Consider the following 15,366-nt stretch of genomic DNA (forward strand, 5'->3'; position numbering starts at 1 on the left):
TTTTTCTAAAACTTGGAGTTATATTTAAAAGTAAAGGCGGCCAAAGACCGCCTTGTACTACTTATATTTATTTCAATGGGAATTACAAGTTAACATGATTACTTAAACAGAACCGCCAATGGAATTTCAGCAACAGCAATAGGGTTCCCCAAACCAAAATTTACAATTACCTGCGGATGGATTTCACCTAAAACGATTTTACCTGTCGCAATTTCCACTTCAGCACAACGTCCTTCAATAAAACTAGGATGTGAACTTCGACTGTAAGTACCTGTCCAACCTAATTCAGACAAAATTCCATCTACATAAGAACGTATCTCCGCATAACTGGCCCTAGGCCCGATGATGGCAAGACACAAACGTCTTTCTTCCCAAGTATTGGTATCGTGTTTTTCATTGCCCACGTGTACCACGTTCCCCAACTCAAAGTACTTTTGAGGCATTGGCTTACGTTTGTTCTTTACAAAACTTTCAAAAAGTCCTGTCATTAAGTGGCAACGAACGATGTTGTGTTCCACTAACTTTGGGTTTTCAATAATAGCATGATCTTCACCAGGAGTTAGCTGAAATTTAGTGAAGTGATTCGCTTCGGTTGTCAGCATGAGCGACATAATTTCGTTATAACCTAAACCTAGCATAATTTGGCGTGCTTTTTCACTAATCAGTTCTTCTGGTCGTGCTTGTGCTACGGTTAAGGTTTCCACCATTTTCGGCTGAATGTTGTGATAGCCGTATGCGATCCCCAGATCTTCGAAGATATCCACTTCGTGTTTGATATCTGTACGAAATCCGGGATAGTATATTTCATAATTAGGAAAGCGTCCATCTACACGGAAACGCATTTTTTCCAGTAATTCTTTGAATTCTGGAATAGTGAAATTAATGCCTAGCCATCTTCGTGCTCTTTCTGCATTTATTCTAATTTTGCGCAAAGCTAAATCAGGTGTCGTCGTTTTTGTCTCGCCATGTACTAAATTTACCAACTCAACACTTCCACCTAATTCGACAAGAGAACTAACTAGGGTATTCAAACTTTTGTGTACATCTGTTTGTGTAAGACCTGTCACGTCGATAAACAAATTGGTACTACCCTCTCTCACTCTTGTTTCTTCGCTATTGATAATAGGCGGCATGGACAATACTTGCCCACTACTATCAATCAGTAAAGGATATTTTTTGCTATTTTCCAACAAATGAGCATACGCTTTGCCTTTGGGATGTTTGTCCAATACTTGTTTGGGCGTCATTTTTTCTTCGGCATTACCCAAGGGATAAAATTCTAACTCCTCCGGAGCAACGGCCTTGTAATAGATTGGTCCTTTGATGGTATCTAAATCGTAAATACCTATTGATGCCAATTTGCGATCACGTCCAATTCCCCAATGTAAATTTTCTTGCAACTTCATTATGGTACGCAACAATTTAGCGTCAACAGCAGCTATACGAACAATGGCGCATGCGATATATGGTCGATAACTTTCTTCTCTTTGTAGCTCGTCCGATACAAAAACATCGACTTGTGCAGGAGCTAAATCGAATTCAGCAAGCCCTTTCTCAATGCCTAAATAACCTTTGAGAGTACGCGAAAGACCTCCGGCATCAAAAAGGTCTGGTCGCGCAGGTAAGAGATCGAGACGAATGGTTTCTTCTTCGTCTACAGAAGCAAAAATTTCCTCTTGTTCATGACCACACTGCGTACAGCGTTTAGGACCCTCTTCGTGTTCTTGTTTTTCCATGAAAAAGCCGCAATTTGGGCAGCGATAAACGATTGTTTTTCCCATACCGTCAACGTCGCACCCAAGGTACTCCAGTGTATCTGACAGCTTTTCTGAAGTAATAGACTGTCCTAATAAGTCTGATAATTGTTTTACCGATATTCCTATTACTGGCACAACTTAGCCTCCTGTAACCAATCTAAATCCGATCCATAAAGAGTGCGAATATCAGATATACCATAGCGCAACATCGCTAATCTCTCTAAACCCAAACCCCAAGCCATTACGGGAACATTGCACCCCAAAGGCATTGTCACTTCTGGACGAAAAATTCCTGAGCCACCCAGCTCGATCCAACAACTTTTTTGTTCCATCCAAACAAACACCTCCGCTGATGGTTCGGTGTACGGAAAAAAGGATGGTTTAAATTTTACTTTGTCAAAACCCATCTTACGATAAAACGCTTGTAAAGTTCCTAGTAAAGAGCACAAGGATGCATTTTTATCCACAACAATTCCGTCTACTTGGTGAAACTCTGGTAAATGTTTAAAGCTTATTGTTTCATTACGAAATACTCTACCAACACAAAAAACTTTGCTCGGTGGATTCGGATTTTCGGAAAGGTAGCGAATCGACGAGGCCGTTGTATGCGTACGCAATACCATACGTCGTGCTTCCTCGCTATCCCATTTGTAACCCCAACCACTAGATCCGGTATTTCCTCCGTTTTCATGAGTGCTGCTGATACGTTCTACCAATTCTTGATTTGGTAGTGAACCATATTGCGGTTTTTTCATATAAAATGTATCTTGCATGTCTCGTGAAGGGTGATCTTGTGGCTGAAAGAGAGCATCAAAATCCCACAACCCCGTGTCTAAGTGCGGAGAAACTGTCTCAATAAAGCCCATTTCCAAAAATGTCCGACGTGTTTCTTGTATAATTTTTTGTAGAGGATGGCATTTTACAGGTACTTTTATGTCAGCTTTTTCCGTTATATCATAAGGGCGAAGTGTGATATCTTTCCAACGACCGCTTGCAAGATCTTCTGGTGTTAAAAGAGTAGCCCCTTCTTCTTTTACTTGTAGTGTGGGAAATACTTCCTTGCCTTTGTCTGTCATATTAATATAACGAACGGTACGCTCTTTTAGTTTGGCAAGTTCTCCACGACGGCGCAAAAGTTTTTCGACATACTGTGCGTCAAAATCATTGCCTAGTTCATCTAGGAATATACTTTGTTTTTCTATCGCGAGCTTTAATGCTCGTTCATCATGTGCTTCTTGAGAAATTGCTTCTATTCCCGAGTCAGTTAACTCTAAATTCTGGCCATTCTTTTTAAACCATCCGCGCGCCATTCCCCATTTCATAATGTCTCCCATTGAGAGATCATTTTCTTTTGCGCGTTTTGCAACGTCTTGCATGGCCAAACTGTTATTGCTTTCTTGCAAAATAGTCAAAAACTTTCTTTCGGCTAAGCCATTCGCGAGAAGTTCCTGTGCATCGGAAGTAGGTACTAATTCTAATCTTTTGTATTCTTCAATGTGAACCCAACCTTCACCTTCGGCAAAAGTCATCGTACCCATAACCATGGGTTGTTCGATCTGTGTTTCCTCACAAAGTTGCTTTATCGTAATCTTGTCTGTATTAGCAACAAGTGAAAACAATTTATACTGCTCATTTGTAATTTGTGTAGACATTTTTCTTGTTCCAATATTGAAAATTTTGTTCTCTGGAACTACATAACAAATTGGTTTTGCAATTTTGACCGTACGTAATAACACTTCAACATATTACACGACCAAATTGTACACTTGCAACTGCAAGTTAAAAGTAGTTTCATCTTAATAAAACAACAGCGACCTGTTGATGGTTCTCTCGAACTACATAACAAAGTAATTTTGCAATTTTGACCGTACGTGATAACACTTCAACATATTACACGACCAAATTGTACACTTGCAACTGCAAATTAAAAGTAGTTTCATCTTAATAAAACAACAGCGACCTGTTGATAGCGGTCATTTATGACGTGGGGAGGTCTTTTGTTGTGTATGATAAGAGAATTGTATTTTACTGTCAAGAACCGTCATTATATTTTACTGTTTTTTGCATAACCGTCGTTAGAAATGTGGTTATGTATGATGATGCGGTGGGCAAATCGCAATGTTTGTGGAGGTCTGAAATGGAGAGGCAGTGTTGGAAGATAAACTTCCAACACTAAAAGATAACTATTAACCCTTTGCAGAGTAAATATTTCCTTTGCGGAATGCTTCGGCAATTGCCTTTGGTACTTCTGCTTGTGCCAAAACAACCTTTGCACGATTTTCTTTGACTTTTGCTTTCATCTCTTGCTCTTGTGCAATCGCCATTGCTCTTCTCTCTTCTGCTTTCGCTTGAGCTACACGACGATCTGCTTCCGCTTGATCTGCTTGAAGTTGCGCACCAATGTTTTCTCCAACATCTACGTCTGCAATATCAATAGACAGGATTTCAAATGCGGTACCAGAGTCAAGACCTTTACCAAGTACATACTGAGAAATCAAGTCGGGATTTTCGAGTACTTTTTTATGGGTTTCCGCAGAACCAATCGCCGAAACAATACCTTCACCAACACGAGCGATGATCGTTTCTTCTTTGGCTCCACCAACCAAACGATCGATGTTTGCTCTCACTGTTACGCGAGCTTTTGCTTTCAATTGAATTCCATCTTTTGCTACCGCGGCAATAGTGGTACGTCCATCTTCACTTGGGCAATCAATTACCTTTGGATTTACGGATGTTTGTACCGCTTCGAGTACGTCACGTCCAGCAAGATCAATAGCAGCTGCTTTTGGGAACGAAAGTGGAATATTCGCTCTATTCGCTGCAATAAGTGCGCGTATTACGTTTGGCACATTTCCCCGTGCAAGGTAGTGTGTTTCCAAATCTTTGATGTTCACATCTTTTATTTCAGACTGCACGGACATAATTAGCGCATCCACAATGGTTTTCGGATTTACTTTTCTCAACCACATTCCCACTAAACTACGTATGGATACTGGAGCGCCGGAGGAGGCTGCTTGTATCCACAACATTCCGAAGTTCAGTAGGATTAAAGCCAATACTAAGATAACAACTGCGGCTACAACAAAACCAATAGTAACTAATATTTCGTTATTAGCCTTTAGTAAAAAGTGTATCATTATAATTCCTCACTCAAATATCCTGGGTCAACGATTTCGGTTTATTGAAAATTTCCGACAACACAAAGGCTCGTTGAATATCATTGAACCGCTTATTTTCTAGAATAAGTTCTTCTAGTCTTGCTTTTTTATTGGTACTCGTAGTAGTGGTTGTAGTTCCTTCTACTACGGCTTGTTCCATTGAAGGATGTATATTGTCAATGTGTTCCGCCACATGTTGAACAACATCTTGCTCTACCGCTTGTGAAATTCTGTCAAAATTACTTTCTTTTTCCTCATAAGAGGAAAAGCGATTTTCTGTTTGCCAAGAAGCTTTTTCTTCTTCTACTTCAGCAACAACCGGCTCTTCATATAGAGCTGCCGATTGTTCTTGTAAAGCGCGCATTCTCTCTAAATATTTTTTGACTTCTTCACGAGAACGGTTTTTGCGTGGTACATTTCCTTGCTGTCCTTCAAATAGCTTTCGTAGAGCTGGCCCAATAAAAAAGATCAACACTATCAGAAAAGTTAAAAAATCTTCCATGAAATTGGTCCTTTTATGAAAGGATTACAAGGTTATATTTTAAAACCACTGTTAGTTTCACCAGCTAAAGCATTACGCATACTAGAGTCGGCCATGACATTACGCAGTTTGTAGTAATCCATGAGTCCAACCTTCCCTTGTTTGAAGGAGTCGGCAATTGCTTGAGGAATTTCGGCTTCTGCCATAATAACTTTCGCCTGATTTTCTTGAATCTCTGCAATTTTTTCTTGTTCGTGCGCAACAGCCATCGCACGTCTTTTCTCTGCTTTTGCTTGCGCTACGCGCTTATCAGCTTCCGCTTGATCGGCTTGTAGTTTCGCACCAATGTTGTCTCCAACATCAACGTCAGCAATATCGATAGAAAGAATATCGAAAGCAGTACCAGAGTCCAAACCTTTTTCCAATACTTTTTTAGAGATCATATCTGGATTTTCGAGTACTTTGGTATAATTTTCCACCGAACCAATTGTGGTTACGATACCTTCACCAACACGTGCGATGATCGTTTCCTCTGTCGCCCCACCCACAAGACGGTCAAGGTTTGCTCTTACCGTAACTCTTGCTCTTGCTTTTAGTTGGATACCATCTTTTGCAACAGCGTCAACTGTTTTCTTTTTTGACTTTCGACCAGGGCAATCGATTACTTTTGGGTTTACGGAAGTTTGTACCGCATCGAGTACGTCACGACCTGCGAGGTCTATTGCCGCGGCTTTAGAAAATAGTAGAGGAATGTTTGCTTTGTTAGCCGCAATCAAGGCTCTAATTACATTTGGTACATTTCCGCCTGCCAGGTAGTGCGATTCTAAGTGTTTTGCTTCTACGTTTAGACCGGCTTTTACTACCATGATACGGCTTTCAACAATCACGTTGGGATTTATCTTTCTAAACCACATCCCGATCAAAGACATCCAAGAAACTCTTGCACCTGATGCAAAAGCTTGGATCCATAGAAAACCGAATTTGAATAGGATGATGAAAAGAATAAGACCAAATATACCAACGACTGGCCACACAATAAATTGTATTTCCGATGTCATTTAAATATTCCTTAAAAATATTTTTATTTTTCCGCCTTAGTTAATCGGGCGCACAAAGATCTGGTTTGCTTCTACTTTCACTACTTTCACTGGAGTATCTTTTTCGACAACGTTGCCCTCAGATACTACATCATAGCGTTTCTTCTCTATGATTGCGATACCTGCGGGGCGCAGCATACTACTAGTGACTCCCTCTTTGTGAAGAAGCTCCTCAATGCCATCTTGCGACGAAACATAACCAGCTTCTACCGATTGTTGATCATCGAGCACTGCCCGCTTTAGTCCCCAAGATATAATCATTGGTATAACAATAATCGATATAATAATAAGCGAAAATCCATAGATGGGACTATCGAGATCTGTAAAAGCGAAATAAATACTACTTACAATAATAATGCTACCTATCACACCTACGATTCCACCAGGAACAAACACCTCTGTAAAGAGGATCACAAGTCCGGCGATGTAGATAAGGCATATAATTTCAAATTGCATTTTTTACTATTCCTCTGTTTTTTCTGTATCTTGTGCTTGCTCTGCTTCGGCTTTCTCAACAATAATACGAGTTCCTTCAACAAACAAAACAGATACAGTTTCTCCAGCGTTAATCATACCGCCCTGGGTAACCACATCGTAATATTCGCCGTCCATTTCCATTCTTCCCGAAGGCCGTAAAGTTGCAATTACTTTACCTGTTTTTCCAACAAGTTCTTGGTTTTTAGCAAGAGCTTCGTTGTATTCACTGCTTATATCTGCTTTTTCTAAGGAAAGTGGGCCTAGAGGTTTTTTGTTGGGAAACAGATTTGATATAGAAAAGAATATTGCAATGTTTGCCCCAATGCTCATGGTAATGGCCATCATGTTACCCATAAATATGCTAACTTGTTGTTGTGTTGATGGATATACAAAAGTTTGCATCGATAAAAGAACACCTGCAAAGCACATCGCGGCCCCAGCAACACCGATGACAATCATACCTGGCATCACGAAAATTTCAAGTGCAATACATCCTAGTCCAAAGATGAAAATCACTATTTCCCAGGATTCAACTAACCCTGCATATGATCCACCAATGAAAAATAAAAACAAGAACGACATTCCACCAAGGATAGGAACTCCAACACCGGGAGATAAAAATTCAATGAGTATTCCCAAAAAGCCGAGAGTTAAACACAAGATGCGTATCCATTTGTTTGTTAACAATTGTGTTAAGGTATCGGAACTGACGTTTGAAACTTTTTCTACATTGTACTCAGTTAAGTTAAGTGCATCAAGTAGTTTTGCTTTTGTGGTGTACATCTCACGACATATTCCAAAATCTTTACATTCTTTGGCGCTAAAAATGGCAACAGCCCCTCTCTTAACAACAATACCTTTATCGTGGATTTCCTTGTTTGGTTTTGTGGGGTCGCTACGCATCTCATTCAATTCTTCCGTAGTTTTAAACAACGGCTGTGCGCGATAGCTAATTTGACGTACTTCCATATCTGGATCTACCATACTTTGCATTAACGCCGTGGGATATAGGTGGCGCTTTGCGTAAGTGGTAAAGTAATCTTTAGCAACTTTTATGCCTTCTTTGTCGATACCGCCAAAGGTGGTCTTAAGTACAACATTACCTAGTGTAGCTCCAGGTTGCATATAAATTTTTTCACACGCAATGGCCAATAGCGCTGAAGCACCTTGGGCCTGAGTCACGTATGCGTAGGTAGGTACTCCGCTCTCTGCAAGAGCGTCTAACTCACGGCAAATCATATTTGCAGCTTCAATTTTGCCTCCGGAAGAATTAATTTCCAGGATGATGACTTTCGCACTATCTTTATCTACCGCTTTGAGTTTATTAATGATAACTTTTGTTAAGTTGTTGGATAGTGGTTCTTGCACCTTCAGATTGTAAACAGTGTGCGCATCGTTTTGTGAGAAAGCGAACACTGTGAGTAGCAAAAATAAAAAAAGGTTTTTCATGTTATTTTTCCATTACTTTTGGAACATTTTCATAATATTGTTTACATCCAGCCCGTTTGTCAGCTGACTCATTTCCTTTTGGAAAAGATTTTTTGATTTTTCTAAAGCTTGGTTCACTGCAGCAACGATCATATCTTCTAGAAACTCGGGATCTTCGGCCATAAGCTCTGGATCAATGTGCACTTTGACAATTTGCTGATTTCCGTTGGCAGTCGCTATAACCTTACCTCCGCCAACGCTCGCTTCTACAGTTTTGTTTTTCAATTCGCTTTGGATTTTCATCATCTCTTGCTGTGCTTTTTGCATCTGCTCAAACATATTACCAAACATTTGCTTTCCTTACTGTTGTTTTTTGTGAATAGCGTCTATTTTTATCACTCTTGCGGAAAAAAGTTCCATACACAGGGAAACAATTGGGTCATTTTCGACAATTGCTTTGTGTTTTTCTTGGTTTTTGCGTGGTTGATTTTCCCCTTCGTAGACAAGTCTTGCCTGAACTTCACTACCATAGGCCTGTTTTACCGCCTCAATAACAATAGGATAATTTTTTTTGTTTTTCAACATATCCATTGTAATTTTATGGTCTATTTTTATTAGCAAAACTTTGTTGTTTATTGTTATCTGCGCATCATCTCGCAACACACTAATCATGTTACGTCCAAGCTTTTTTTCTTCTAACAGTGATAAAAACAGCTGTTTGGGGGTTTTTGCTTCTGTAACGGCAACTTCAGGTGTTTTGTTAGTTTGTCTCGCTACATTGGACGTTTTTGCAGGGGAAAATGTTTGCAACGAATTCGTTATATCATTTTTTTTTTGATTTCGTGGCTGCTGAAAAAAGTCTAAAGCGCTTTTTTCCTTAGGTTTGGCCTTTGGTGGCAGTTGAGGCTGAGGTTGTTGGCTTAACGCTGGCGACTGTGGAAAAGAGCTATTTTTTTTTTCTAGTGCTGTTAGGTGTTCAATCATCTCTTCAAGAGGAAGAAGCGATTCGATATTCATGATTTTAAGAAGCAACGTCTCCAGCAAAATACGTCCCAATAGACCTCGCTGGAAGTGCACTTTGCTAGTAATAATATGCTGCATTGCTTGGAAAATATAGTCGTGGCTAAATTTATTTTGTAACTTCTTCAATTGCTCAATGTAAAAATCAGTGCCACTGATAAATTTGTCTCCCGACATCGAAAAAACTAACAAATCTCTTAGCTGCTGAGCAAGTTGATCGATAAAGTTCGAAAAATCTCCTCCCTCTTCGCTAAATTTTTCGACAACTTCAAGAAGGTCCTCGACATTTTTATCTGCAAGAGCTTGGAGTGTTGTAAAGATGTATTCACTATCATTTCCCAGTATTTTCTCTAGGTCCTTGATGTCAATACTGTCACCACTGTAGGAGTATACCTGATCTAGCAAAACAAGCGAGTCACGAAGTGCACCTTTGGCAATTTGTGCAATTTGTAACAAAGCGTCTTCACTAATTTTGATTTTTTCTTTTTTGGCAACTTGCTTCAAACGCGTAACGACGTCTTCTATTTTAATTTTGCGAAAATCGAATCGTTGACAACGTGAGAGAATTGTGTCTGGAATAGAGTAAACTTGCGTTGTCGCAAAAATAAATTTTACATGCGTAGGAGGTTCTTCCAAAGTTTTCAACAAGGCATTAAAAGCAGCTTGCGTTAGCATGTGAACTTCATCAATAATAAATATCTTATATTTTCCTTGGGAAGGAAGGTATTTGACATCATTTTTGATATTGCGAATTTCTTCGATACCGCGATTGGAAGCGCCATCCACCTCTAAAACATCCATATCTTCGCCGATGGCAATTCTTTGGCAAACAACGCATTTATTGCAAGAAATTCCCTCTTTTGCTTCTGGGCAATTCAAGGCTTTCGCAAAAATACGAGCTGTAGACGTCTTACCTACACCGCGCGAACCACAGAATAAGTAGGCATGATGAACACGGTTGTTGATAATAGCATTTTTTAGCGTTGTTGCTATATGCTGTTGCCCGATCACTTCATCAAAATTTTGCGGGCGATATTTTCTTGAAAATGCAAGATAATCCATTGTGGAGATTCCGAGGAAGGTTGAGTGAGAGTCGTGCACCTTTATTTGATTTCCGGTTTGTGAGTTTTATTGGCAGTTAGCTAATATCTGGAATTCCTAGAACACCTCAGGGACATCCTTATGGCTGCTGGTTTCACCCCCTGACCAGGTTCGGAAGTTTAAGATTTCCAGGCGCCAGATACTTCAAACACCACTTGCCGCTAAAGGTCCCGCAAACACTTGGAAACCTCATAAAGGCATCAACCCCTATATAGCGGATTTAGGGTACAGGACGCCGCTACTTTCCCGTTTAGCACGACAAAATTTTAATTACGGAGGAGGAGGGATTCGAACCCTCGAAACAGTTTCCCGTTAACACGCTTTCCAAGCGTGCGCCATAGGCCGCTAGGCGACACCTCCCACATTATTTTTTCTTACGCTTTTCTCGAAAGAAGCTCTGTACTAAATGTAATGATTCTTCAGCACAAACTCCATCAATCACTTCGATAGAGTGATTTAATTTAGGCTCATTTGTTACATTAAACACTGTTCCACAAGCACCACCTTTTGGATCTCTTATAGAGAAAACAACTGTGGCAATGCGACTTAAAACCAGTGCTCCTGCACACATTGCGCAAGGCTCCATTGTTACATAAACAGTGCAGTCATGTAATCGCCATGTCTTTAAATTTCGTGCAGCATCATTTACTGCAAGAATTTCAGCATGGGCAGTTGGACATTGTAGGGTTTCGCGTTGGTTGTATCCACGACCAACAACTTCATGATTTTTGACAACCACAGCCCCTACCGGAACCTCGTCTTTTGCAAAAGCCGTTTTTGCTTCTTCAAGAGCTAATGACATATATTTTTTATGTGTTAAATCGTCATTAGATGTAGCATTGTAGATATGCATACGCAAAAAGTCAATAGAAAATTTTGTTAAACTTAAAATAAATGTAAAGATTATTTCACAACAAAATAACTCTGAAGCCGTCTCCAAAGTGTCATTCCTGCGAAAGCAGGAATCCACAAAACAAATTTAACTAGTAAGCGCCTGGATCCCTAATCAAGTTAGGGATGACACCCTAAGTTAGAATAAATTAGAATTTTAGTTTAGAGGTTTTAGAGAACGATTTAGTTTTTAGTTCAAAAGAACACCCCTAAACAAAAGTAAGGGGGGCATAAAATAAATTTATACCCCCCTTACTAATAAGTTAGTATGTATTCGCTTAGAATTTTTGTCTTACTTCTAGACGGATACCACTTAGATCATCGTCTTCAGGTAGTATAGCATACATAGCATCTACACGGAAAATGGTTGCGTTCCATGTTGTTCCCCAGTTAACTGGAAGTTGAAAACGCATTTGGAAAGCATATTGTGCACCTTCGAATGGTGCTCCACCATTGTTTGCGTTAGCTGCGCGCTCTGCACCTTCAAGCTCTTGGACAGTTGCAAATTCAAATACAATTTGCTTATCAAGAGCAAATAGGTATTCGATACCTAGTGCGAAACCATATGTATCTTGACCTGTATCGTCTAGTCTTGGAAAACCTGTCAAACCATCTGTTTCAAAGTTGATACCTGTTTGGAATAGGTTTCCGTTGTTATTTGCCAAAGATTGAGGTCTATCAAATCCAGCAAAAAAGTTGAAATAAGGTACAAGAGTCGAAGGTAAAGGTGAAATGATAGAGTTTTCTATTAGAAGAAGAACACCATCAGCAGTTTGACCATTACCACCGATATTAAGATCACTATCTTGACCGAAGTTCCAAATTACACGGATACTGTTTGATAGAATACCACCATAACGCTTGGAAAATGAAACAATTATGTTGTGATAGTCTGCAAAGTTATTGTTACCATCACCATTTTCACTACTGTCGCGGGTGTAGGCGTACCCAATTTCCCAGTAACCCTTCCATGTTTCCATGAAGAGGTTGAAACCGAAAATATCGGCATCTTCATCAGCAGCAATTGCATTTGTATCGATACGGTCGAAACCTGCGAAAAAAGTGATGTCCATATTAGAAATGTCTAATGCAGGGACGTTAAGCGCTGGTATTGTTAACGCAGCTCCGGTGAATGCTTCATTAAGCCATACACCGTTGTGAAATAGAAGGTTGATAAGACCAAAACCGATTGGCATACTAAATCCGGTCTCGTTACCAGTCCAACCTTGAATCATAACTCCAAGGTCACCTTCGAAAAATAAGTTTTCGACGTTGAGATCGATTCGCTCTTCAAAAGCGTGGTTTTCACCACCAAAATCAAAACGAGTAAAATCTCCACCTTGTTGCAAAGGTTGCATGAAAATGTGTATACGCTCTGTAGATGTTAGCTGGATATCAATGTTTAGGTTTAGATTCCATGCAAGCACTGCCTGGTCGTTAACACCATTGTCATTGTAAGCGATCGCGGTAAATAGGTCACCAAATACCATGATATGAAACATACTTGGGTTTTTTTCACCCCAAAATAACGATAAAGCTTGGTCAACTGTCGGCCAATCTTCGCCATCCCACACACCAGTTTTTGGAAATTCACCGTAAGGGTATAGTGGACGGTTGAGTTCTAGTAGAGGACGAGGCTCTCTGAAGGGCGTTTTTCCACCATAGATAACAAGTTGTTTTTCCGCGCTATAAGGTTTGTCTTCATAAGTTGGATCTGGTCGGAAAGCTTTATTACTGTGTTTTACTTTTGTAGCGTCTTTAGGACGATAGGGAGTTATCTCTTCGCCGTCAGCGAACAGTGGAGCAGATACTGCAATGAGTATAACTCCAATCAAGAGATAGATTATTTTTTTGTTACCCAACATTACTATTCCTATTCAGTTATTAGCAGCTTGTATAAAATTGAACGCGATTGTTATGTTAGAAAATAACGTTGAAAAAACATCTGCGGACGAGCCGCAGATGTTTCTATTTTACTTACTCAACTTCAAATTCGACTGAGTAAGGATGAATGTCGAGCATCCATTCGTTCATTGCTTGCTCCATCTCTGGAGTTGCATCGCAGAATCTCATGAAATATATAGGTTCCGCGCGACTACGCATACGAGACGCTAAACGGTAGGTTCCTTTTTTCTTCATTAGTTCAGAAGGAACTGAGTATTCAGCATAGCGGTAGCCCAAAGGTGGTAAACTACGACCTTCCATTCTTACGAATGGTGGGTGGTTCATCAACGAGTTCATGAAGTTGTTAGGTCTAATGATCGGTCTTTGATCTGCATCAAGGTTTACTGGCAGATACATTTCGCGATCAGTACCTTTAACATTTGTTGTCAAGAACTTGGTTTGTAGGTTGAATAGTTGATCATCATGCTTGATCTTTCCAGCACGTACATCGTAAGAATGGAGATCGCACATGTCCCCTAAACTATCCAAATAACCAGATTCCCAAATGTTGACACCATCAGGATCGATTAGAGCAACGTTGAACCAAAGTTCTGGTTGCGCACCTAGAGAACCTGAAGGTAGGTTGTGACCTAAGTCAATGTTGGTGATCTTGTAACTGAAATTGAAAGTTTTTCCAGTTGTTGGTCTTGACTCGAAGAATGGTCCGTCAATACGGCTACCATTTTCCATAACGCGACGGCGAAGATCTCTCTTCTTTTCGAGTTCAGCAATGTTGCTGGTTACGATGTCACGAGCGTCAAAACGATCGTCAATTTCTTGCCATTCAGGTGGGAAATCAACTTTGATGTCACCATTTTCCAATTTTTCTTCGAACTCTTCTGTTCCCCAACCAGCACGATAATCAAACTTTAACCAAGTTTGCATATCGAATCTTTCACCTTCTTTGTGGTGAGGGAAAACACCTGGGTGAGTAATTGGATAACCTGGACCATAGAATGCGTGGTTAGCATGAATTCCATCTGGTTCGATAGGAATACCGTTAACTACAGCCACAGGCCCTTTAGCATAGCCTTTTGGCTCTCCAGGAACAAGACCCATGTGACACTCTTGGCAAGTGATACCCTTTTTAAGAGCAGGTGAGTTTAGGTATTGTTCGTATACAACCTCTAGCTTAATACCAGCGTAAATTGCCACTTGGTGACAAGAAGCACAGTACTCGGACTTATCTAATTGTTCGAACTTGATACCTTTTAAGTGTATTGCAACACCTGTTTCATTTTTGTTGGTTGCGACTTTGTATTTTTCCTTGTTTTCAACCACGTGCTTAACACCTTCACCGGTACGTGTACCGTAGATAGGTTGGTGGATGTCACCAGGAGTAATACGACGCATACCATTGAAACCACGTGCGTATGATTCTGTGATGCGGTGGCATGTTATACATGTTACACCTTCACGTGAAACTTGTGCACGTTTCCACAAAGGCATATCGCGAGGTTCACCCAATGTTGTTCCAACGCTCATGTGACAACGAACGCAGAAAGCACCTTTTGTCGGAGCTAAACTGTGAAGTTTTTGCTCAAACTTATGGAACATAGGAGAAATCGCAGCGTATGCGTGGTTAGAAGATCGCCACTCATCATAAATTTGTTCGTGACAAGGAGCACATTTGGCTGCACTAGGATATTGTGTAACTTCGAATACCTCAACGTGAGGATCACCAGTTAGCTTTTCTTGTAGTGGAGATGTGGGTGTTGGTGTTGGCACTGAGTCATCTGTTAAAGCGGTCTCAGAATAACATCCCACAAGAACTGAACTGACAAGAAGGCAAATCCCGAGCATCCAGATTTTTTTCAATATTTTATTTTCTCTCATAGATTTAGGGAGAACTATATCAAAGTATAGTTCCTTCCTCCTTCCTAAGCATAACTCAAGAAAGGCATAGTCAATTATATAAACTACGTCTGTAGTGATGCAGAAATCTGTTTGATGTGTTTTAATATATTCGATTTATGTGTAATGTTATAGAGATGCAAAATGATTATAACATG

Annotated in this window: 11 protein-coding genes, 1 tRNA gene, 1 other RNA gene and 1 pseudogene; all 14 read right to left on the minus strand. The window is 40.1% G+C overall.

The features are described 5' to 3' along the window. Window positions 1-98 precede the first annotated feature (98 nt). Complete coding sequence (gene pheT / locus UABAM_RS07090) at window positions 99-1,892, minus strand: phenylalanine--tRNA ligase subunit beta (RefSeq protein WP_151967302.1); 1,794 nt, start codon at window positions 1,890-1,892, stop codon at window positions 99-101. Continuing rightward, window positions 1,883-3,409, minus strand: a complete 1,527-nt coding sequence (pheS, locus tag UABAM_RS07095) for a phenylalanine--tRNA ligase subunit alpha (RefSeq protein WP_151967303.1) — start codon at window positions 3,407-3,409, stop codon at window positions 1,883-1,885. The genes pheT and pheS overlap by 10 nt, the downstream gene beginning before the upstream one ends. A 552-nt stretch (window positions 3,410-3,961) precedes the next feature. After that, a pseudogene (floA, locus tag UABAM_RS07100) lies at window positions 3,962-4,894 on the minus strand (flotillin-like protein FloA); the annotation flags it as partial. Window positions 4,895-4,907: 13 nt separating this feature from the next. Next, complete coding sequence (locus UABAM_RS07105; RefSeq protein ID WP_151967305.1) at window positions 4,908-5,417, minus strand: hypothetical protein; 510 nt, start codon at window positions 5,415-5,417, stop codon at window positions 4,908-4,910. A gap of 32 nt (window positions 5,418-5,449) precedes the next feature. After that, window positions 5,450-6,454: a flotillin-like protein FloA gene (floA, locus tag UABAM_RS07110; protein WP_151967306.1), complete on the minus strand. Its 1,005-nt coding sequence runs from the start codon at window positions 6,452-6,454 to the stop codon at window positions 5,450-5,452. A gap of 36 nt (window positions 6,455-6,490) precedes the next feature. After that, on the minus strand, window positions 6,491-6,949 hold the full coding sequence (locus UABAM_RS07115; RefSeq protein WP_151967307.1) for an NfeD family protein: 459 nt from the start codon (window positions 6,947-6,949) through the stop codon (window positions 6,491-6,493). A 6-nt stretch (window positions 6,950-6,955) separates the two neighbouring features. After that, window positions 6,956-8,419 (minus strand): NfeD family protein, encoded by a 1,464-nt coding sequence (locus UABAM_RS07120; protein WP_151967308.1) that lies wholly within the window; start codon window positions 8,417-8,419, stop codon window positions 6,956-6,958. Window positions 8,420-8,431: 12 nt separating this feature from the next. Next, complete coding sequence (locus UABAM_RS07125; protein WP_151967309.1) at window positions 8,432-8,749, minus strand: YbaB/EbfC family nucleoid-associated protein; 318 nt, start codon at window positions 8,747-8,749, stop codon at window positions 8,432-8,434. A 9-nt stretch (window positions 8,750-8,758) separates the two neighbouring features. Beyond that, window positions 8,759-10,480, minus strand: coding sequence for a DNA polymerase III subunit gamma/tau (gene dnaX, locus UABAM_RS07130; protein ID WP_151967310.1), 1,722 nt, complete (start codon window positions 10,478-10,480; stop codon window positions 8,759-8,761). Window positions 10,481-10,511: 31 nt separating this feature from the next. Then, window positions 10,512-10,778, minus strand: an RNA gene (ffs, locus tag UABAM_RS07135) — signal recognition particle sRNA large type. A 14-nt stretch (window positions 10,779-10,792) separates the two neighbouring features. Further along, window positions 10,793-10,879, minus strand: a tRNA-Ser gene (locus tag UABAM_RS07140). 4 nt (window positions 10,880-10,883) lie between these two features. Beyond that, window positions 10,884-11,459: a tRNA adenosine(34) deaminase TadA gene (gene tadA / locus UABAM_RS07145; protein WP_261343976.1), complete on the minus strand. Its 576-nt coding sequence runs from the start codon at window positions 11,457-11,459 to the stop codon at window positions 10,884-10,886. A 229-nt stretch (window positions 11,460-11,688) separates the two neighbouring features. After that, the gene (locus tag UABAM_RS07150; RefSeq protein ID WP_151967311.1) at window positions 11,689-13,275 is read right to left on the minus strand and encodes a hypothetical protein; all 1,587 of its coding nucleotides are present in this window, start codon (window positions 13,273-13,275) and stop codon (window positions 11,689-11,691) included. 112 nt (window positions 13,276-13,387) lie between these two features. Then, window positions 13,388-15,172 carry a multiheme c-type cytochrome gene (locus UABAM_RS07155; protein ID WP_173013172.1) on the minus strand — a complete coding sequence of 595 codons (1,785 nt, stop codon included), beginning with the start codon at window positions 15,170-15,172 and terminating at the stop codon, window positions 13,388-13,390. Between the last annotated feature and the right edge of the window lie 194 nt (window positions 15,173-15,366).

The sequence above is a fragment of the Candidatus Uabimicrobium amorphum genome, assembly GCF_009002475.1.
GTDB lineage: Bacteria > Planctomycetota > Uabimicrobiia > Uabimicrobiales > Uabimicrobiaceae > Uabimicrobium > Uabimicrobium amorphum.

Bases quoted from the DNA above. Each gene is read 5' to 3' on its own strand.
- pheS (WP_151967303.1), bottom strand. From the start codon at position 3,409: ATGTCTACACAAATTACAAATGAGCAGTATAAATTGTTTTCACTTGTT.
- UABAM_RS07105 (WP_151967305.1), bottom strand. From the start codon at position 5,417: ATGGAAGATTTTTTAACTTTTCTGATAGTGTTGATCTTTTTTATTGGG.
- floA (WP_151967306.1), bottom strand. From the start codon at position 6,454: ATGACATCGGAAATACAATTTATTGTGTGGCCAGTCGTTGGTATATTT.
- UABAM_RS07115 (WP_151967307.1), bottom strand. From the start codon at position 6,949: ATGCAATTTGAAATTATATGCCTTATCTACATCGCCGGACTTGTGATC.
- UABAM_RS07120 (WP_151967308.1), bottom strand. From the start codon at position 8,419: ATGAAAAACCTTTTTTTATTTTTGCTACTCACAGTGTTCGCTTTCTCA.
- UABAM_RS07125 (WP_151967309.1), bottom strand. From the start codon at position 8,749: ATGTTTGGTAATATGTTTGAGCAGATGCAAAAAGCACAGCAAGAGATG.
- dnaX (WP_151967310.1), bottom strand. From the start codon at position 10,480: ATGGATTATCTTGCATTTTCAAGAAAATATCGCCCGCAAAATTTTGAT.
- UABAM_RS07150 (WP_151967311.1), bottom strand. From the start codon at position 13,275: ATGTTGGGTAACAAAAAAATAATCTATCTCTTGATTGGAGTTATACTC.